At 32.1% G+C, this 21,154-nt stretch carries 18 protein-coding genes and 2 tRNA genes; 6 read left to right on the top strand and 14 right to left on the bottom strand.

The genetic code is table 11. The features are described 5' to 3' along the window. Positions 1 to 229: 229 nt before the first annotated feature. The 3 genes from ABD011_RS15390 to ABD011_RS15380 all read right to left on the bottom strand — a co-directional run bounded on the left by ABD011_RS15390 (position 230) and on the right by ABD011_RS15380 (position 2,554). A complete protein-coding gene (locus ABD011_RS15390) occupies positions 230 to 1,423 on the bottom strand; it encodes a DegT/DnrJ/EryC1/StrS family aminotransferase (protein ID WP_343799699.1) in 1,194 nt (397 codons plus the stop codon). A gap of 9 nt (positions 1,424 to 1,432) precedes the next feature. Then, positions 1,433 to 1,846, bottom strand: a complete 414-nt coding sequence (locus ABD011_RS15385; RefSeq protein WP_131509012.1) for a thioredoxin family protein — start codon at positions 1,844 to 1,846, stop codon at positions 1,433 to 1,435. Between the two features lie 78 nt (positions 1,847 to 1,924). Then, complete coding sequence (locus tag ABD011_RS15380; protein WP_343799696.1) at positions 1,925 to 2,554, bottom strand: NAD(P)H-dependent oxidoreductase; 630 nt, start codon at positions 2,552 to 2,554, stop codon at positions 1,925 to 1,927. A 155-nt stretch (positions 2,555 to 2,709) separates the two neighbouring features. Here ABD011_RS15380 and ABD011_RS15375 point away from each other — a divergent pair. Further along, positions 2,710 to 2,794: transfer RNA gene (locus tag ABD011_RS15375), tRNA-Ser, on the top strand. Between the two features lie 122 nt (positions 2,795 to 2,916). After that, positions 2,917 to 3,183 (top strand): hypothetical protein, encoded by a 267-nt coding sequence (locus ABD011_RS15370; protein ID WP_343799694.1) that lies wholly within the window; start codon positions 2,917 to 2,919, stop codon positions 3,181 to 3,183. 70 nt (positions 3,184 to 3,253) lie between these two features. On the opposite strand, the gene ABD011_RS15365 is transcribed toward ABD011_RS15370, so the two are convergent. The 7 genes from ABD011_RS15365 to ABD011_RS15335 all read right to left on the bottom strand — a co-directional run bounded on the left by ABD011_RS15365 (position 3,254) and on the right by ABD011_RS15335 (position 9,337). After that, positions 3,254 to 4,072 (bottom strand): hypothetical protein, encoded by an 819-nt coding sequence (locus ABD011_RS15365; RefSeq protein WP_343799692.1) that lies wholly within the window; start codon positions 4,070 to 4,072, stop codon positions 3,254 to 3,256. A 652-nt stretch (positions 4,073 to 4,724) separates the two neighbouring features. Next, on the bottom strand, positions 4,725 to 4,973 hold the full coding sequence (locus ABD011_RS15360; RefSeq protein WP_343799690.1) for a hypothetical protein: 249 nt from the start codon (positions 4,971 to 4,973) through the stop codon (positions 4,725 to 4,727). A gap of 150 nt (positions 4,974 to 5,123) precedes the next feature. Then, positions 5,124 to 6,146 (bottom strand): AAA family ATPase, encoded by a 1,023-nt coding sequence (locus ABD011_RS15355; RefSeq protein WP_343799688.1) that lies wholly within the window; start codon positions 6,144 to 6,146, stop codon positions 5,124 to 5,126. 2 nt (positions 6,147 to 6,148) lie between these two features. After that, positions 6,149 to 6,481, bottom strand: a complete 333-nt coding sequence (locus tag ABD011_RS15350; RefSeq protein WP_343799686.1) for a hypothetical protein — start codon at positions 6,479 to 6,481, stop codon at positions 6,149 to 6,151. Positions 6,482 to 6,556: 75 nt separating this feature from the next. Beyond that, positions 6,557 to 6,847 carry a helix-turn-helix domain-containing protein gene (locus ABD011_RS15345; protein ID WP_343799684.1) on the bottom strand — a complete coding sequence of 97 codons (291 nt, stop codon included), beginning with the start codon at positions 6,845 to 6,847 and terminating at the stop codon, positions 6,557 to 6,559. A gap of 109 nt (positions 6,848 to 6,956) precedes the next feature. Next, positions 6,957 to 8,072, bottom strand: a complete 1,116-nt coding sequence (locus ABD011_RS15340; protein ID WP_343799682.1) for a hypothetical protein — start codon at positions 8,070 to 8,072, stop codon at positions 6,957 to 6,959. Between the two features lie 2 nt (positions 8,073 to 8,074). Further along, a complete protein-coding gene (locus tag ABD011_RS15335) occupies positions 8,075 to 9,337 on the bottom strand; it encodes a tyrosine-type recombinase/integrase (protein WP_343799680.1) in 1,263 nt (420 codons plus the stop codon). A gap of 304 nt (positions 9,338 to 9,641) precedes the next feature. Here ABD011_RS15335 and ABD011_RS15330 point away from each other — a divergent pair, with 304 nt between their 5' ends. The 4 genes from ABD011_RS15330 to ABD011_RS15315 all read left to right on the top strand — a co-directional run bounded on the left by ABD011_RS15330 (position 9,642) and on the right by ABD011_RS15315 (position 13,611). Continuing rightward, positions 9,642 to 10,421: a DUF3108 domain-containing protein gene (locus tag ABD011_RS15330; protein WP_129761743.1), complete on the top strand. Its 780-nt coding sequence runs from the start codon at positions 9,642 to 9,644 to the stop codon at positions 10,419 to 10,421. A gap of 6 nt (positions 10,422 to 10,427) precedes the next feature. Continuing rightward, complete coding sequence (locus ABD011_RS15325; RefSeq protein WP_343799678.1) at positions 10,428 to 10,802, top strand: SNF7 family protein; 375 nt, start codon at positions 10,428 to 10,430, stop codon at positions 10,800 to 10,802. A gap of 84 nt (positions 10,803 to 10,886) precedes the next feature. Beyond that, positions 10,887 to 11,921 carry a M28 family metallopeptidase gene (locus ABD011_RS15320; protein WP_343799676.1) on the top strand — a complete coding sequence of 345 codons (1,035 nt, stop codon included), beginning with the start codon at positions 10,887 to 10,889 and terminating at the stop codon, positions 11,919 to 11,921. 121 nt (positions 11,922 to 12,042) lie between these two features. Next, positions 12,043 to 13,611, top strand: a complete 1,569-nt coding sequence (locus ABD011_RS15315) for a M28 family peptidase (RefSeq protein WP_343799674.1) — start codon at positions 12,043 to 12,045, stop codon at positions 13,609 to 13,611. Positions 13,612 to 13,668: 57 nt separating this feature from the next. Here the strand turns inward: ABD011_RS15315 and ABD011_RS15310 are convergent. The 4 genes from ABD011_RS15310 to ABD011_RS15295 all read right to left on the bottom strand — a co-directional run. After that, positions 13,669 to 13,744 (bottom strand) — tRNA-His (locus ABD011_RS15310). A 60-nt stretch (positions 13,745 to 13,804) separates the two neighbouring features. Then, positions 13,805 to 14,521: a bacillithiol biosynthesis deacetylase BshB1 gene (gene bshB1, locus ABD011_RS15305; protein ID WP_343799672.1), complete on the bottom strand. Its 717-nt coding sequence runs from the start codon at positions 14,519 to 14,521 to the stop codon at positions 13,805 to 13,807. A 7-nt stretch (positions 14,522 to 14,528) separates the two neighbouring features. Next, positions 14,529 to 15,698 carry a trans-sulfuration enzyme family protein gene (locus ABD011_RS15300; RefSeq protein ID WP_343799670.1) on the bottom strand — a complete coding sequence of 390 codons (1,170 nt, stop codon included), beginning with the start codon at positions 15,696 to 15,698 and terminating at the stop codon, positions 14,529 to 14,531. Between the two features lie 84 nt (positions 15,699 to 15,782). Then, positions 15,783 to 21,154, bottom strand: a 5,372-nt coding sequence (locus ABD011_RS15295; RefSeq protein ID WP_343799668.1) for a LamG-like jellyroll fold domain-containing protein, incomplete at its 5' end; no start/stop codon positions are given.

Below are 21,154 nucleotides of genomic sequence, written 5' to 3'. Positions count from 1 at the left end.
CAAATAAAGTTTTGATAGTTAAGGTTATACATTTCATAATGATATAGAAGATTAACCTTGAAGTATTTAAAAATAAAAGGGAAACAACAGTGTTGTATATTGTCATCTCCCTTCTCCTTCAATTAATAGCATTGTAAAACTATAATCAAAGCAAAAAAGGGAGTATCACTATTGTAACAAAGTATACAATAAATGTAACATTGAAGAAATTGCCTAACAAAATAGGGATTTAAAGAATTGACTGAATGGCTTTTACCATTTTAGAAGCACGCTCTTTAACCTCTTGTTCTGTCCAAGATAATTTTATTAAGCAAGAAATATTTCTACCGATAAAGTGATTAGATTTAGAAAAATCTTTAGTTTGAAGATACTTTAACCCATCCTTTACTTCTTTAGAAAGCGGATAAAGTGTTTTTAAATCTTTTAAATGTTCCCACTTTCTAATAAAATGCCAATTATTATCATAGTAATGAAAGCAGCCATCAATTCCAGTGTCTTTTAGAGCTTTTACTGCTTTTCTTGAGGTTTCTAAATCAGGTAAGAAAAAACTAAGAAACGAATAACTTTCTTCTCCTCCTTCTGGCACTGTTCTAAATGTAAGTTCAGGAATTACAGAAAGTGCTTCACGAATAATTGTATAATTTTTCTTTTGAATTGTTACAAATTCATCTAACCTACGCAGTTGAGCTAAACCAACAGCTGCATTAAGTTCAGATATTCTAAAATTATAGCCTAAAAACGGGTGAGTTTCTGCTCCTCTATCATTTCCTTTATGGTCATGACCATGGTCTGAAAAGTGATCAGAATTTGTATAATACTTTTCGTTGTTGGTTAATACAGCTCCTCCTTCACCACAAGTAATAATTTTTACATAATCTAACGATAAACAACCTAAATCACCAATGCTTCCTAAAGGTCTTTCTTTATAAGTGGCACCAGTAGCTTGCGAAGAATCTTCAATTAATATTAGATTATGTGTTTTACAAATGGATTGCAGCTCATCTAAATTTGCCATACTACCACACATATGCACAGGCATTATGGCTTTAGTTTTTGGGGTAATTGCTGCTTTTACAGCTTCAGGATCTAAAGTTAGAGTATCATCAATATCTACTAGAATTGGAATTGCGCCCAACATCATAATAGCCTCAAAACTAGCCACAAAAGTAAATGTTGGCATGACAACTTCATCTCCCGAACCTATTCCTGCTGAAGCTAATGCTATAGATACAGCAGCTGTTCCGCTAGATACTAATTGCGCGTGTTTAACTTGTAATGTACTTTGAAGTTCTTGTTCTAACGCTTTTGCTTTCCAGTGACCATTACGCATAGCATCAAAGCCATAGCGCATTAAAACACCACTCTCTAAAACGTCATTTACTTCTTTTCGTTCTGCATCTCCGAAAAGCTCAAATCCTGGCATGTATTAATTTTAAAGCGAATTTAAAAATGAAATATAACTGTTTAATGATTCTGTACTGAAATCAGTCGTTGGAGTACCAATTGCTTTCCCTGTAGAATCTAAAGTTACAAATGATGAAAATTGATTGATTTTATTATAATGAATAATTAATCGCTTAGGTATATTGTTTTCAGAAGAGTTATCAGCAATTAAAAGTATTGCTTTATCAGCGATAGCTTTAAACTCCTGAGATTTGAATAATTCAATATTCATTTTCTGACTTTCAGTTGAATTAGTATCAGTAAAGAATAACAAAATTGGTTTGTTTTGGTCTTTTGAAGCTTTAACAGCTGTGTTTAAATCTGTTAACCAATTAAACTGACTTTCTTGTGCGTAAAAGTTTAAACTAATTAGGCAAACGAATAATACGATAAGCTTTTTCATAAGTGAAGTATTAATTAATAAGATTAACAAATATAAATTATTCAGCGATTAAGGCAAAGCCTTTTTTAACGAATATTATTAATATTCAATAACAGCATTATTAACATTCTTTCTAACTTTCTTAAACGAAGCAAACATATCGTCTTCTGCTCTATAACCAACAGGTAGTAACAATACAGATTTTAAATTTTTATCTTTTAAGTTTAAAATTTCATCATAGCTATCAGCTTTAAAACCTTCCATAGGGCAAGCGTCTATCTTTTCAACAGCACAAACAGTCATTAAATTACCTAAAGCAATATAAGCTTGTTTAACTGACCATTGTTGTCTTTCATGTTCAGTCATTCGCTGCATCATGGTTTTTAAATCTGACCTAAAAGGTGCTAAAATGTGCTCTGGTGTGTTTCTTATATTACTAACATTATCAAAATGTTTATCAACATCTTCATCAGTAATATTATCTTGTATGCATATAACCAACAAATGTGAAGCTTCTTTTACTTGTAATTGATTGTATGAATGCTCTACTAAAGAATTTCTAACTTCTTTATCAGAAACAATAACCATACTTATAGTTTGTAAACCAAAAGATGTTGCTGTTAAATTAAATGCTTCTTTAATTATATTTAGCTTTTCGTTAGAAATAATTTTAGTTGCATCAAATTTTTTTGTTGCATATCGCCATTTAAGGCTATTTATTATATCCATTATTTATTTTTAAATTTTTGCGCAAAGTTAACACTTGCATAGGTTTAGAGGATATACATTCCATAAATTAATTCTATAGTATTATATTTAGTATAAAAAATTGTTGTTTTTATTTGAAAGAAATAAAAAAGGGTTCTATATTTGCATCCGCAATCGGAGAAATGGCAGAGTGGTCGAATGCGGCAGTCTTGAAAACTGTTGAGGGTCACACCTCCGGGGGTTCGAATCCCTCTTTCTCCGCTTAAAACCCTTGAAGACCACTGTTTTCAAGGGTTTTCTTTTTCAGATGACATTTTAGCTCTTATTTTAATGTTTGTGGAAAACCACTTTAATCTTTATATTTATTTTAAAATATTTAGAAAATGGATAAATTACTCGAACAATTAAAGGTAAGACTTGCTAAAGCTGAAAAGAAAGCAAAATTGGTAGAGAATAACTTACTCGAAGAAAAGCAAAAGGAACTTAAAGCAAAACAACAGTGTAATGAAACCTCTCTGAAGCTGGAGTTTTTAGTACTTAAAAGTAAAAAGTTGACAATGAGTTCTGAAGAATATATTTCTGGGCTAAAACATTTAAAGTTTAAATATGACTATTCATCCTTATTAAGCAAGCATTCAATAAGTGTGTAGCGTAACACTTAATAAAATATAAAATGCCCTAGTTTTTCTAGGGTATTTTATATAAGTTGTTGTGCATCTTTTAATCTACAGTTTCCTCTTCATTTACTTTATCTTTTTCATTACTCAATAAATACATTGCACCAAATCCAACAAGCATCCAAATTATTCCTGATGTACTTGAAGTATTATCTGAAGGTTTAGGTGTTGGCTCATTAATTATATTAATTCCTGGATCGCTTATAGTGTTTTGTGTTATCTGTAAGACCTCTATTTCCAAACTATTAGGTATGTTTAACTGCAACTGAATGTACTCGTTTGTATTTATTGTTTTAGATGTTAACCTTGACGATACAGAAATTGATTTTTCTTGGATGTAGCTGTTAAGTTCTGTTTCTAGTAAGTTTATCTGGAAAGTTAAAAACTGGTTTCTTACTTTTAAAGCATTCATCGTAAGCCCGCTTTCTCCGTTTATTAACACATATGATCTGTACCATTTAATCAGTCCTAAAAACTCATGCACAGAATTATAGTAATCAGTAAAATTACTTATTGTGGGGGTTTGACTGCTAAATTGTTTTAATCTTAAAAAATATTGCTTAAAAAATGGTAAAAATCTTTGCTCTACCCATAGGTCCAGCATATTTTCTTCATACTCATTTAAAGAAACTACTTGTTCAAAGTATCCAGATTCTCTAAACAAATTAGCTGAACCGTTATTGTTTCCAATACCAAAAGTAAAACCACCTCCATCAAATGCATCGTGTACAATTTCTAAAATAAAGAATGGATCACGGGAAACTTCTACAACAGCAGATACCACGTTATTTATTGTTTTTTTCAACCAGCTAAAAAAGCCTCTTAAAGCTGCTGGATTTTCAGTGTAAATTTGGGTTCTCATAACATGTTAAATTTAAATCAAATATAGCAAAAAATTATTATTAACATGTTTTTAATAGATATCATCTATCACAGTATCTTTTACATAATTCCAAATACAAGTAAGCGCTAAATACAAAACAATAAAAATCCGCTAGATTACGTAACAGTAGACCAAAAAAGGAATCTGTGTTATCTAACGGACAGAACAAATATATAAAAACAGGGTGAAAATAGGATAATAAGTTATTACACTCACGCAAAGTGGTTTTTGTCGTACTTCAACTTTTCACAACTAAAAATGGGGAAATAACATAATAAGCTCAGTTTCACTGGTACTGTAGAGCAATACAATTGTTTGGTTGTACTACCACGTTGTGCAACCACATAAAACCGAGATAGATATAAACTGAAAAAAATCCGTTAGATTACATGAAAGCAAAGCCAAAAAGCAGTCTCTCTTATCTAACGGACTTAACAAACCTACAAAAAACTAGACAAATAAAGCTTGTAAATTTGCATATCATTTCAAAGTAGTTTCATTAAACCAAACACGCGTTGTTGCACTACAACTTTACACACCGAAACACAACTTAATTACAAAAAACCCTTATTTTACTAGTATTAGAGCATTATATCATTGTGTGGTTGCACAACGTTGTTGCACTACTTCATTAATTAAGAAAAATCTTTTTCTTAAGCTCAATTTTATCAGCATCATAATGTTGTTTTAAATATTTCATCAAAAACGAAAAATACTCATCATATCTCTCCTTAGTTTTTGTTGTAGGGTTACAAGTCCAAACAACATCAAACGTTTCAATCTTAAAGTGATGATGCTCATGCACAGGAAAAAGAAACAGATCGTTACCTTCCCCAAAATCGATTTCTTGTATTTTCTTTACAGAAACAATAAATGTCAACTCTATTTACTTGTGATGTTGTACAACCACAAGATGCCATAATATGATTATCAATAGATAGGTTGGTTGAGTCTAACCCAGTAACCAACCTAGTAAACCTCTGATACATATTATTAGGTGGGTTGGTTGGTTGAATGTATATACATATAACTAACCAACCCACCATTGTTTATTCAATTTATAAGGACCCTGATTTTTCTCTTGAGTTATATATTTGAGTTCCTTATAATATCTTAAAAACTCTTTACACTTACTATCTCCATTCGGAAGACTGTAAGAACCAAGAAAAAATTTAATTTTTTCCTTTAAGGTGCTATATGTTATAGCATCTTCATTCTTGAATACATCTTGCAACAGATTCTTATGAACATCTGGATCCATATCAAAAGGATTAGTTGGTTTTGACTTTGAGTTTACACTTGGAATATAATCCACAAAAAAAGGCAAATCATTCTCATTAACACTAAAGCTCATTGGTGGTATTTCTACACCTCGACTATGTGAAGTCATAACTTTTGATACATTTCCATCTTTTTCAACAGAAAGAACCGTTTCTGCTTTTTGGTATACAAACGACCCTAAATGTCCCTTTGCGTTATTATCTCCTTTGTTTTGGTGTATAACTGTAATTATATGTATGTTTAATTCAAAAGTCCATTTCAAAAACTTATTAATTATTTCAGTTGCTTTTTCTTCGTTATTGTAACCTACAATTAAATCTGCAATACCATCAATTACTACCATTTTTAAATTTGGAGTGTTGTATATTGCCTCTTCAATTATTGCAATTCGCGTCTGTGGCAGATGTGGACGCAAGCAATAACACTTATAATTCTCAATCTCCTCTTTTCTTTCTAATAAGCGATGTATTCTCTTAGACACTTTCTGTGTATCATGCTTAGCTTGTTCTGTATCAAAGTGTAGTATGTTTGTACCTGAAACTTCAGATCTAATTCTTTGAAATATTTCTTCTTCCGAATCTAATGCAGCAGCAATAAAAATTGACAACAAGTAGGTTTTTCTGCTTTTTGACTTACCTGTTAAACAGGAAAAGTTCCCCAATGATCCAAACCTGACACCGTCAATACTTAATACTGTAGGAGGAACTTCAATTCTTTCAAACGGCTTAATAATAGATTCCAACAAGAGTTGTTTTGTAGTTTTTGCTGTCATAACTAATCCTTATACAATTTTATTAATGGGACTTCACCGATTCTATCTGAAAATTGAGCAGTTTTTAAAATCATTATAACCTGGTAGAGGTCCTTACGGTTTTGAGCCTGAACTTTAACAGCATCTAGAGCTATGTTTATTTTTCTTTGAATCACTTGATAATTTGTAAAATTCTCAAGCTTAATAGAAAATATATCTGGTAGAGTTCTAGTAGGAGGACGAAAAGCAACTGGAACCTTGATAATATCCAGGTTAAACTTAACTTGATTAGCATCAATATAATTTAATATTGGCTCTAGGATTTCAATACGAGGTTTTTTTTCTGTATCTTGCATCTCTAAGTGTTTTATAAACGTGAAACAATACATAAACCTTGCTGATGTTGGTGCTACAGCAAGGTTTAATCTTTTTTAATCTCTTCGGTATTTTAAGGATTTGACTTCTTGTAAAGTGGAATCTAAATCTTTTTTTATCACAAAAACTCTTCGCCCAATTTTGACAGCTGGTAAAATCCCTTTTTTGATATAATTTCTTATAGTTAGCTCAGCAAGTCCTAACTCTTCTGCAACTTCTTTGACAGAAAGTTTTTCGTCTTTATCGACTTTAATTAATATTGAAAGTTTTTCGTCAATTATATTTTCTATTCGTTCAAAAAATTCTTTTTTTGAAACTTTCTCTAATTGAATAACATGATCTGTCATAGCGATAATTTTTTAAATTTCTAATCGCTAAACTATGCCCTAATTTATTTAAAATGTAGTATTTATAAGACAGACACAAGGATGTCCGTGTGTCCTTTTAATAAAGAGCTCAAATTTGTATTTCTTTAAGAAAAGAGGAATAATGATATAGATGATTATTTTTTTTAGGCTCTCCAGATAGTTTATCTTTCCATTCACTTATCCTTCCTCTATTAAATTTTGGTTCGTTAAAAGTTTTGCTTAAAATTTCCGCAAGTCTTGCCCCATTGCCAAACTCATTTTTCTCTGGATTAAATTTTAATTCCAGAGGTAAGTAAGTATTAAATGTTTTTAATGCTAGAAATGTTATAATTCCATATTTAGTTATCTCCTTTTTATTGATAATAATTTCACAATTATCATTTACTATTTTAGCTTCTTTTAATCTAATAAAGATTTCTTTCCATGCATCTGCACCTATAATTTCTTTAATATGTAAAACTTCAGGTTTAGAAATACTCTCAAGCTCGGTAATTTTTTCTTTAATGTATGCTAATAGACTTTGTGTTACATAACATTCTTTCCATTTTGATAATATAGAATCCTTTTTCCTTAGTGAGCAAAAAGGAAGAATCATAAGATTTCCAAAAACTAAGTAATTGTATAGGGCATCTGGGTAGTCAAACAATTGTTCCTTAACATAATCATACCAACTATTTGAATAATTATAGATTGACTTACTAATATGTTTCTCAGTATAATATAAATAGTGTTCACTTTCTTTTGGATACAACTCCGTATGTTTATTCTTTAAAAATTCAACTTTGCTTAGATTATCATAATATGCATCTATCTCATAATCGATTAAGCTTTTTTGATTTAAAAAGCTATCAACATCTTCAGCTGTATATTTTAAAAGATTATATAGTTCATCAAAAAAATTATTAGACAAGCAATAGAACTTATTGTAAAAAAAATGGCTCTTTAGAAATTTATCATTTTTAAAATCTTCTTCCCAACTCGGATCTGCATCAGGATCAGTTTTGATTACATTAAAACTCAAAAGCTTATCAACCACATAGTCATTTAACATTAGTAAATTATCTGACTTTATATTTTGTTTAAAGAATTGAAATTTAGCTATTTGCTCTTTTCCACTAAAATCATAAAGCAAGCCAGCATATTTACGTTCTAAACCTTCAACTTTTTCAAATAATATTCCTTCAAACTTATTAGTCTCTTTCATAATCAAGCCTTTTTAAGTTTAGGTAACTCTACCGCTTTAAAAGTGTCTTCAACTGCTATACTGGTTGTATCATCATTAACACTGTAATAAGCCTCAAAGGTTTTCATATCTTTATGACCTGTAATCGCCATTATGGTTTTAGCAGGCACTTTGTTGTTACGCATTAGTGTTACAAAGGTCCTTCTCGCAGTGTGTGTAGATATACGTTCATAAAATGGTTTGTACATTGTCTTCTGCTCTTTATTCCTGGTCAGTGTAAACTCTACTTCACGTTCATATTTTTCCATTTCCTGAAGCACCTCCTTGATGTATTTATTCTGTTTCTGATTGGATATCAATGGTAGTTTGTTGTCGTACTTATTTAAAATGTATTTCGCGACCTTAGTTAGTGGAATTTTCCTTTCTTCTTTTAAGCTATCCTTTTCTTCTTTTATAATGATGTAATCTTTAAATATAGTTCGCTTATTAATTCTAAAGAGCTCATTGTAACGCAATCCTGTAAAGCATTGAAAAACGAATACATCCCTAACCTTTTCTAAACCTTTAGTACTACAGTTATGTTCTAAAATGTCTGTTAATTGATCAATAGTTAAAGCTTCTTGCCTTGTGATTACCTTTTTTGGTGATTTAAAACTTTTAAAATCGTCTTTATATGTAATTTTCTTATCGTAAGCCCAATAAAGAAACGTTTTAAGTAAACCTACATTTCTGGCCACAGTATTAGAGAAATGTTTTTCATCATTAAAACAAAAATCTAGGTATGTAGTATAAAAAGATTCAGTTATAGAGTTAAATGATAATTTATATTTTTTTTCCTCTTCAAATTTTTCTAGTTGAGTTTTGAGATACTCGTACCTTTTAGCTGTTGAAGGTTTCCACTCTTTAAGTTTCTTTTTTTCTAATATGAATTGGTCTAAAGAATTATAAAAACTATTAACATTTAAAGCATCTTTTTTGAATAACTTATTAAATTCATTCTTCAATTCATTTCTTGATAATGGTTGCTCTAATATTTTATATCGTTCAACTATTTTATTAAATTCTTCAGTGTATCTATTAAGCTGCATTAGAATGCTTGATGCATTATTCGCTGCGTTGCTTCCGGAACGATAAGGTAATTTTGTGGTTTTATTCCAATACTTTGGATGGATTACTTCTCCTGTTGAGTAAACAAATTTTTTGCCTTCTTTTTTAAAAAAACAAGAGAAAAAAATAAGTGTGTTTTCTTTAGACTTTGGCTTTTTGAGAAAAAAAGTGTGCTTCATAGACCCTTATTTAACAACTAGCTGACAGAATAGCTGACAGAATAGCTGACAGAATAGTTAACATTTTTGTTATGTCTTATTATAACTCAAATATATATATTTTTATATAAAGTCAGTTATAACAAGGTATTTAAAAGATTATGACAAATGTTAAACAATGTTAAAATATATATAGTTCGGTAACCTCTTTCTCCGCTTAAAACGCTTCATAATTTTATGAAGCGTTTTTTTATTGTTATAAATTAAAAATACATTTGGCACAATAAATGTTATTATCTTCGTTATAGAAATCAAACTAAAACCTATGCAAAGAATTATTTTAGTACTCGCTATTTTAATCTCATCACTCACCTATTCTCAAAACAATGCTGTTGGCGCTGGAGAAAAATTAACATTTACTGCTTCTTATAATATGTCAGGTTTAATGACTGACTTAGCCCAAGTAACTATGGAAACTAGTGAGGTAAAAACCTCTAAAGCTACATTACTAAGGCTAAAATGTACTGCTGCCACATATAGCAAATGGGATAATTTTTTTAAAATTAGAGACTTATACGAAAGCTACGTAAGCCCTAAAACACTTACGCCTTATCTTTACAAAAGAGATATAAACGAAGGTGGTTATTACAAGTTTATGCAGTACAAATACAGTCATAAAACTGGTACTGTTAAAAGTTTAAAAAGAAAAAAGAGAAAAGATGGAACTTTTTGGGATGAAAACAAGAATGTATCCATAGGAAGTGCCACGCGCGATTTAGTATCTACTCTATACAAATTGAGAACTTTAGATTTTTCTAGCTACTCAACAGGAACCTCTAAATCATTTACTGTTTTGTTTGACAACAAAGAAAACGTTGTTAATTTTAAATATTTAGGAACTGAAACTATTTCAACCAACATTGGTAAAAAAACATGCTATAAACTAGCTATTTCTATAAATAACAGTAATGTACTTAAAGGTTCTAATGACAACTTATTATGGTTAACTGCCGATGAAAATAAAATTCCTGTTTACGCTAAATTTAAAATTGCAGTAGGAAGTGGTGAGTTAAAAATAAAATCGGCTTCTGGCTTAAAAAATTAAACATCAATGAGAAAATTTTTAGTAATACTAGGATTTATTGCAGCTATTCTTGCTGTAGTTTTAGCTGTAACTCCATTATCAAACATTGCATTAATCCCTGCTATTGTAGCATTTATTTTAGGGCTTGCAATTTTTTACCTATCAAAAAAACAAAACCAATCTAAAAAAGTTGTTCAGTATATTTTTATATTTACAATTGTATCTATAGGAATTACCACTTACAAATCGGTATTTAACGAAGTTGAAGTTGGTGATACCGAAGAACTCCAAGAACGTGCAGATGAATCTGTTGAAGATTCTAAAGAAATCCTTGAAGATCTTGACATTGAAGAGATTGATGATATTGATATGGAAGAACTCGATGGTCTTGAAATAGATTAAAAATCCATCGCTTAAAAATCATTGGGAATACTTCGGTATTCCCTTTTTTTTTAGTTTATTTGACTGAAAATAAGAGGTTAATAGATGAAGGTATTTATTTTTGCTTCAGCACTATCTTTAGTAGGTTCTTGTGCAACAAAAAGATATAGCGAAAAAATTCAAGATATTAAAGACAATATTGTTTTTGAGAACTCACAACAAATCAAAGAAATTTCTAAAACCATTGACTCTAGCGAGTTAAAAAAACTGGTTTACGATTTGTCTTCTAGTGAATTTCAAGGAAGGAAAACAGGAGAGTTAGGTTACCACAAAGCTTCAAACTACATTAAAGATTATTATATCAATGAAGCTATAAGTTCCCCTTTAGGAGAAAACAACTATTACCAACAAATTCCAGAATCATTCTTTTCTGATGACATAAAAAGTTCTCAAAATGTAATTTCTTATATAAAAGGTACAGAATACCCTGACGAAGTTATCATTATCTCTGCGCATCTAGATCATGAAGGTGTAAAAGAAGATCAAATCTATTATGGTGCTGACGATAACGCTTCTGGTACAGCAGCATTAATGGAAATTGCCCAAGCTTTTAAAATAGCACAAAAAAAAGGATTTGGTCCAAAACGAAGTATTGCGTTTTTACACCTTACTGGTGAGGAAATTGGGTTAAAAGGCTCAACTTATTATACTGATCATCCTGTTTTTTCATTAAAAAATACAGTTGCCAATCTTAATATAGATATGATTGGTCGAGTAGATGAAAAACATATTGAAAACCCTGAGTATATATATGTAATTGGCGATGATAGATTAAGTACTGAGCTACATTACATCTCTGAAATTGCAAATGATACTTTCACAAATCTTGAACTCGATTATGAATTAAACAAAGAAAGCGATATCAACCGTTATTACTATAGGTCTGACCACTATAACTTTGCTTTAAAAGGTGTTCCTGTAATTTTTTATTTCAATGGAGAGCATGAAGATTATCATAAACCAACTGACACTCCAGACAAAATTAACTATCCGTTACTTCAAAAACGAACACAACTTATTTTTACTACAGCTTGGTATTTAGCCAATTCCAAAAACCGTATAGTTGCCGACAAAAAATAATGTTAAAAATTGTTGTTAAAATCTGTTAAAGATTTAAGCTTTAATCAAGGTTACCAATAACTTTTTGTATTATCGCTAAATTTTTAATTACATACATTCTCTCCAAACTAATTAACAGCTAATGAAAAAATTAATTTTAGGAGTTACTCTAAGCGCTTTAGCATTTAGTTGTAACTCAACAAAAAACTCAGTTGATTCCAAACCTAAAGCTCCAGCTGACCCAACCAAGTATGGTAACACGATTACCTCTGCAGAACTTAAAGAAATGCTCTACATTTATGCTTCTGATGAATTTGAAGGTAGAAATACAGGAGAACCAGGACAAAAAAAAGCAGTAGAATACTTAAAACAACAATACAAAAACTTAGAAATACCATCTCCTTTAAGTGATGATGATTACTTTCAAGAAGTGGCTCTTGAAGCCAGAAAAACTCCTGAAGTAAGTATTCAACTTAACAATAAAAACTTACTTAATCTTGAAGATTTCCTTTCTATAGGAAGCCCAACAACGCAATCATTTTCGGTAAATGACATTGTTTATGCAGGATATGGTATTGAAGCCGAAAATTATTCAGACTATAAAAATATTGATGTTAAAAATAAGGTAGTATTAATTAAAGCTGGTGAACCTAAAAACGAAGATGGAACTTATATTACCACAGGTAAAACTGAAAATACTACTTGGTCTGAAGGTCGAAGAGCTAGAAGTGCAAAAAAGAATGTTGCATCAGAAAAAGGTGCGAAAGCTATTATTATTTTAGACGACGTTACTTTTCCTAGATATGCAGCTTATTACAAACGAGTTTCTAATTCGCAAAGTAAAGGTAGAATCTCATTAATAAACAATGATTCTGATTTACCACAATTTATGGTTAACAGCACAATAGCTAAAGCCATTTATGAAAATATCCTTGAAGACGACCAAGCTAAGACTATTAATACTAGTTTGTCTATTGATATTAAAAGTGAAGTAACTCCAGTACATTCAGAAAACGTGGTTGCCTTTATTAAAGGAACTGAAAAACCTGATGAAATTGTTGTTATATCTGCTCACTTAGACCACGAGGGTATAAAGGATGGAAAAGTATACAATGGTGCTGACGATGATGGCTCTGGCACAGTTGCTATTTTAGAAATTGCTGAGGCATTTAAAACCGCTGTAAATGATGGCTATGGACCAAAACGTTCTATATTGTTTTTACACGTTACAGGTGAAGAAAAGGGACTTTTGGGTTCAAAATATTATACTGACAGTGATCCTATTTTTCCTTTAGAAAATACGGTTGCCAACTTAAATATTGACATGATTGGTCGAGTTGATGAAGCTCATAAGGACGACAGAAATTATGTTTATGTAATTGGGTCTGATATGTTAAGCTCTGAGCTAGATAGTGCTTTACAAAAGGCAAATAATAATTACACAAAGATAAATTTAGATTACAAATACAATAATGAAACTGATCCAAACCGTTTTTACTACAGGTCTGACCATTATAACTTTGCTAAAAACAATATTCCTGTTATTTTTTATTATAATGGAACTCATGAAGATTATCACAGACCAACAGACACACCAGATAAAATTGAATACGATTTATTAGAAAACAGAACTCGCCTAGTGTTTTATACTGCTTGGGAAGTTGCTAATAGAGAGCAAAGACTTATTGTTGATAAAGCCAAAAAAGATTAAAGCCTAAATGCATTATACAAAAGAAGCCTTTCAGAATACTGAAAGGCTTTTATTTTTGGGTGGAAGATCGGTCTCGAACCGACGACCTCCTGAACCACAATCAGGCGCTCTAACCAACTGAGCTACAACCACCATTTTAAATTGGATTGCAAATGTAATTCATTTACTATTTTCTACAAAGTGTTTTTTTAAATTATTTTAAATCAAATATGCTATTTACTGCTACATAGCGTTCTACAGTAAAGCCTTCAGCAAACTCTACTCCTATTAACCGTCCTAAATCCCTAGCTCTATATTTAACACTATCAGTAAAGTTTTTACTTGAAATTGGTGTGTTTGGTGCTGTATTACTAGGGTCATAAAACTGTGTTTTATAAGCTAATACAGATTTCATTTTAATATCAATTACATCAGAAACATCAACCACAAAATCAGGCTCTATAGTTTTCCATTGTATGTAATGGTATACATGTTTAGGTCTCCACTGCTCCTGTGGTTCCCCTTCTATTTCAGTTTCAATTTTTGTAAGTCCGCTTAAAAAACAGGCATCACTAACCAATTTACTACCCTTACCATGGTCTATATGTCTGTCATCAATAGCGTTACACAATACGACTTCTGGTTGATATTTACGAATCATTTTTATGACTTCCAATTGATGCTTTTTATCATTTATAAAAAAACCATCTGCAAATCCTAAGTTTTCTCTTACCGAAACTCCTAATATTTTAGCTGAGTTTTCAGCCTCTTCTTTTCGAGTTTCAACAGTACCTCGTGTTCCTAATTCACCTCTAGTTAAATCAATAATTCCTACTGTTTTACCATTGGCAATTTCTTTGGCTATTGTTGCGCCACAACCCAACTCTACATCATCAGGATGCGCTCCTATAGCAAGTATATCTAATTTCATTTCTTTTTTAACTTATTAGTTGGCTCTTTTTCACTGAATGAATAGCCTGTTCAATATCATTCATTAAATCTTTTCGAGATTCAATTCCTACAGAAAAACGTATCAAATTATCACTTATTCCTAAACTATCTCGTTGTTCTTGTGTTAATAATGCATGTGAGGTTTTATGTGGTGATAGCATTGTGCTTTCTACACCTGCTAAACTCATTGAAGGTTTAATCAATTTTAATGCTTTTTGAAATTGGCTAGCGTCTAATCCGTCAGCTAATTCAAAAGACAACATACCTCCAAAACCTTTCATTTGCGATTTAGCTAGTTCATATTGCGGATGGCTTTTTAAACCAGGGTAATACACTTTTTTAATGTCAATATGCGCATCTAAAAACTTAGCCATTTTTTTAGCATTTCGGTTTTGGGCTTTTACTCTAAGACCAAGCGTTTTGATACTACGCTCTAGCATCCAAACCGTAAAATCGCTTAAACTTCCTCCTAGATTTTTACCAACATTCCAAATGGTATCAATGTGCTCATTAGAACTTGCAATAGCTCCAGCTAAAATATCACTATGACCTCCTAAATATTTAGTAGCTGAATGCATTACAATATCAATTCCTAAATCAATAGGATTTTGATTTACAGGACTCGCAAAAGTATTGTCAATACAGGTTACAATACCTTTTGATTTTGCTAAATCTGCAACAGCTTTTATATCAGTAATTGTTAATAGAGGGTTTGAAGGCGTTTCAATAAGTATAAGTTTTGTGTTTGGTTTTATCGCATTTTCAAAGTCAGACACATTAAATCCATTTGTAAATGTGTACTCTATATTATGCTTTGGAAACTCCTCCCTAATAAAATTTGTTGTACCTCCATACAATGTGTTTTGAACTACCAAATGGTCTCCAGCTTTTAAAAAAGCAAAAAGTGTAGTACTAATAGCTGCCATACCAGAACCAAAAATCATAGCTGCTTCAGCATGTTCTAAAGCTGCTATTTTTTTGGATAAAAATTCTTGATTAGGCGTATTAAAATAACGAGGATAACGTTTTACATCCACATCTTCAAACTGATAAGATGTTGACATATAGATTGGAGATACAGCTCCTTTAAACTGTTCGTCTTTAATCTCACCTACATGTGTACAAATGGTATTTAATCCTAGCTTTTCTTCAGACATAATATAGCATTTAACAATGCTTAAAATTACAAAAAAAAGCTATCAATTTACTTTATACAAGATAATTCAAACCACAGAAAATGATCAGTTGTTTTTCACAATAGCTTTTACACTATTTGTTGTTTTATCTGAACTAACTTTTATAATATAACTTCCATCTGGAATGTTTGTCACAGGAATTCTTACTGCTCCATTTAACTCAAATGCTTGTATATTATCCCAATTCTGAATTTCTTGACCTATCATATTTATTAACTGCACATTTTTAATAGCAGATACATCAGGTGTTTTAATATAAATTTCTTGAGTATTGTTTAGGTAATTAATGATTGTTTTGGCAAAAACTTCATCATCAATTGATAGGCTACTTTCTGTTGTAAATGTGATATAAAAACGACCTAAGTAATCATTTGGATCTAGTAATATTTGGAAAGCTTCATTATTTATTTCAAAATAAGTACCCATTAAGGCATCATACACATATACATCAATATCTGTTTCAAAGTTTTCTAAAGCCTTTAACGATATTTCATAAGTACCAAAGGTATTTATAAACATTGCCAAAGGATATTGACTATTAATATCAAAATCTCCTACTCCTTGTGTTGTAAAATTCCTGTCTTCTATTCTCCAAAACAGGTCGTTTGAAAACTCCGCATCAGCATTTTCAGCATCATAAGCAACATCAATACCATCAGTAGCCATATTATTTGGCACAAATCCTAATAATAAAGGGCGAATATTACCATCAGTAGTTTTAAACTCAATTCTAACACGTTTAATGTCTTGATTTGGATCACTATCAACCTGATATGATGTACCAGCATTTGAATTGCTAGATCTTATAAACTGAGAGTTTGCAGACGTTTCTCTAACAAATACACGCTGGCTATTTTTAAATTGAATAGTTCCTCCTAAATGACTTGCTGTAACAAAAAACCCTTGAGAAACAGGAATATATCGTCCAGGTATCTTGGTTGGTGTTCCGCTACCACTCACTAAAGGAGGTGATACTGCAGGATTTCCTCCTGTAAGGTTATACGTTGCATAACCGCCTTCATAATCTTCTAAAATATGAGTGAAATTAGAAACATAATGTTCCCAGAAATACAATGTTCCATCTATACTTTGAGATGTTCCTGGATTTCCACCTGGAATATTATCAAAAATAAAGGCATTAGCATCAATTGCTGAAGGGTATGGATTTCCTATTAAGGCTTGGTTACCTATAGTAACTGGAGTAGTGATAGTGCCATTATTAGGTTTTCCAACAAAAACATAATTTTGAACATCATTTACTGGGTCTCCTGCTCCACTTCCTTTCATTGTAAATGCTAAACCTGTTGATAGGGCATCATTTTCAGACAAGTCTCTCCAAGCAGCATAAGTATCTTCAGGGTAATTTTCATAAGCATACAACCATCTACTACTTAAGGTAATAGGAGTTGTGCTTCCTATTGCGTCATTAGCTGTAGTCCATAACAAACTTAATGGTGTATTTGAATTAGTTCCATCTCTTAAAACACTATTAATTGCAAACGGATTATTATTAGATGTTGTACTTAATTCACTAACAGGAGAAGTCCAGTAGTTGTAATTATACAAATTAGTTGTTCCTTGTTGGTCACGTTCTAACTGACCAGAACTTGTAACATCCAATATACTACCTTCATCTTGAAGCAACTGAGACTCACCAAATAAATCTATATTTCCATCCAATTTAAGGTAGTGAGTTACTCTTAAAAACTGACCATCATTGTATTCATCTTGAGAGGTTCCTGGGTCAGTAATATTTAATGTTTTATTAGGTACTAAAGACAATAAACCTAACACTGTTATATCCTTGTTACCTGAATCAATATTATGAGAAGTTTCAACTATATTCCAATCGATTGGAGTAACTCCGTCAACACCAATGCTATTAGGCGCATCCCAAACATCAAATTCTGTCCATGTATTATCAGTAGACCATAATTGACCATCAACTCTAGATGTATAAGGTAAAGGAGCTGTGTTAGGCTGAGTTGTATCCATATTGATAAGTTGACCTCTAATACCTTTATAAGGAATTAAGAACCCACAATTAGAATCCATACGATAATACCCATCTAAATCAGTCCAATTTAAACCAGGAATATCTAGTGGTACTACAGCTCCAATAACAGCTGTATTATCTTCAATTTCCTGATTCATCATTTGACGAATTTGGTCAACGGTTAATGCAGAATTCCATATCCTTAATTCATCTATCCATCCATTAAAATAATTCACAGGTCTATTAGGAGCATTATTTGCTTGATCCATTGCTCCTACTAAACTTTTCATTGAATTACTTGAAGGAGAAGCACCAGAGACTCCTGTACTAACCTCAATTCCATCTATATACATTCTATATGTACCATTGTTGTTAGTTACTGCAATATGATACCACCTATCTGTTGATATTGGGTATGACGATTGAATAGTTCCTGAGGCGTTCCAGTTAAATTGAACAATAGAGTTGTTAAGTCTTAAATCATAACCTGTAGATAAATCATTTGCATCACGCTTAGAAAAAATGGCTTGAGTACCCACTACAGATTCTGGCTTAACCCAAACCTCAAGACTAAATTGATTTGATAGATTATAATTATTGTTAAATGTTACATGGTCGTCAATTCCATCAAAATCCACAGTAGGACAACTTTCAATAGTTACTAACATAACATCCGAACACCCAACAGAAGGTATTGTCCAAGTCAATTCATAAGTTCCAGGTTCAGCGAAAAATTTTGACCTTGGACTAGAAATATCTGAAAAAGAATAACTACTACCACACCCAGAAATAGAAACTGCAGACCAAACACCAGCAACACCAGTTCCTGGATACGTACCTGAAGTAAATATTGCAGGATTATTAACTCCATTAACAATATTATCAGCAGCAGTTATAGTATTATCATAAGCGTTTAAACTCACTTCCTCTCCACATTCGGCAACAATTTGCGTTATATCTTCGCCTGCATAAGCTAAACTTGCGTTAACAGAAATAAACTCAGTTCCCTCGTCTCCATCAGAACGACAACCATTAATCAAAGAGGTAACACCATAGGTTTGTACTCCTGGAGTAACAGGAGTAATTGTTGTTGTTGATCCTGTGGTAACAACAACTCCGCTTTCATCTGTCCATTCTATAACTTCATCAATAGGAGCTTGTGGAATAGTAATATTTTCTAATGCCCAAGCACTATTAGCTGTCCCATGATAGGTAAATTTAATTCGTAAACCAACAAGACCAATATAATCCTGAAGATCAATAGAAACATGATTATCGACATAAGTCTGAGGTCTTCCATTGCATCCATTAGGTCCACCTCCACCAAATCCAACATTTCCAAAAGTAGTACTGCTAGGACCAGTATAATTATAAGAAGGTCCTGGATCTAAAGTAATAGGATAAGTTGCACCATCGTTTAATGAAAGTTCTATTTTCACCCATGCTCCAGCCTCTAAAAAATACGCTTGATCAAACTCTAAAGTAGCAGTTGTTAATCCTAATGTATTAAATATTGGTGTTTCAAGAGTTGTTAATGGTGTTATTGTATGATTTGGACTATCATATGGAGGAATACCACTAGCTATTCCAAATTTATTTCCTTCTGGCGAATCATAACATTTATTGTTAAAATTTTTCGGACCATTAGTTCCTTTCCAATACGTATCATTTCCTGTATTCCCACTCGCATCCCAAGTAGCCATACCATCAACTAACCACCCTAAATTATTAAGGTTAGATGTATTGAATAATCCTCCTTCAGTTAAGTCAGGATTAATTCCAAACTCACTTTGAGCCACAACAGTTATATCACTTCCTAAACAAATTGTTAAATCACTATGGCTTACGATAGTTGGAGGAATATCTGGCGGAATGACTGCTAAGTAAACAATATTTGATCTCGCCTCACAACTACCAAAAGCAATTACAGCTCTCACTAAAGTAGTCTCGGTTATTGCAAGTGAAGTATATGTTGCATTAGTACTATCGTTTGAAGGAGAACTCCAGCTAAGTCCACCATCTGTTGAAACTTCATAACCAGAAATAGTCCCAGTGTAACCACTTAAATTCAACAAAGCATATTGAGGTTCATCAGGGCATGCCGTTACTTCTATGATATTAGAATCTGGATTCGTATTAATTGGATCACCACTACCATCAACCAAATGACCTATCAAAGTTCCACCTGTAATAGTTGGACTCGTAACTGTTACTGAAGCTGAACAAGTAGAACTGTTTCCATTACCATCGTCTACTGTTAATACTATTATGTTTGTTCCAATATCGGTACAATCAAAAGTACTTTGCGATAAAGATAAATTAACTACTCCGCAATTATCATTAGATCCATTATCAATTTGAGTACTAGTAATTGTAGCTAAACCTGTTGTATCATCTAATTGAACAGTAATATCTTGGCAGATAGCTGTTGGGTCTGTAACATCATCAACCACTACATTTTGTACAACATTAATAGAATTTCCATTTCCATCATCAAAATTCCATGTTATTGCAAATGATCCTTGAGTTGTATAGGTTAAAGGGTCAGATGTAGTTCCAGTAATTGTTCCCAAACAATTATCTGATACTGTAGGAACAGGGACTGTCACACTACACTCTGCAGAAATTACAGGTAGATTAGGAACTGTTGGTGCTGTGTTATCCTGAACAGTTACTGTTGCACTACAAGTCGATACGTTTCCGTTATTGTCTGTTACTGTTAACGTTACTGTGTTAGCACCTATATTAGAACAGTCAAAACTCGTTTGGTCTAATGACATACTTGCTATTCCACAGGCATCGTTTGATCCATTGTCTATATCTGAAGTCGTGATGCTTCCGTTTCCTGAGGCATCTAATACAACTGTTGCATTCTGACAAACTGCTGTTGGTGCTGTGTTATCCTGAACAGTTACTGTTGCACTACAAGTCGATACGTTTCCGTTATTGTCTGTTACTGTTAACGTTACCGTATTGGCTCCTACATTAGAACAGTCAAAACTCGTTTGGTCTAATGACATACTTGCTATTCCGCAGGCATCGTTTGATCCATTGTCAATATCTGAAGTCGTGATGCTTCCGTTTCCTGAAGCATCTAATACAACTGTTGCATTCTGACAAATTGCTATTGGTGCTACATTATCTTCTACTGTTACTGTTGCACTACAAGTCGATACGTTTCCGTTATTGTCTGTTACTGTTAACGTTACTGTGTTAGCACCTATATTAGTACAATCAAAACTCGTTTGGTCTAATGACAAGCTTGCTATTCCACAGGCATCGTTTGATCCATTGTCTATATCTGAAGTCGTGATGCTTCCGTTTCCTGAAGCATCTAGTTGTATTGTGGTGTCTTGACAAACTGCTGTTGGTGCTGTGTTGTCCTCTACTGTTACTGTTGCACTACAAGTCGATACGTTTC

The sequence above is a fragment of the Gaetbulibacter jejuensis genome (genome assembly GCF_039524015.1).
Taxonomy (GTDB): domain Bacteria; phylum Bacteroidota; class Bacteroidia; order Flavobacteriales; family Flavobacteriaceae; genus Gaetbulibacter_B; species Gaetbulibacter_B jejuensis.
Note: the sequence above shows the minus strand (reverse complement) of the source record. Positions and strands in the feature narration are given on the sequence as shown.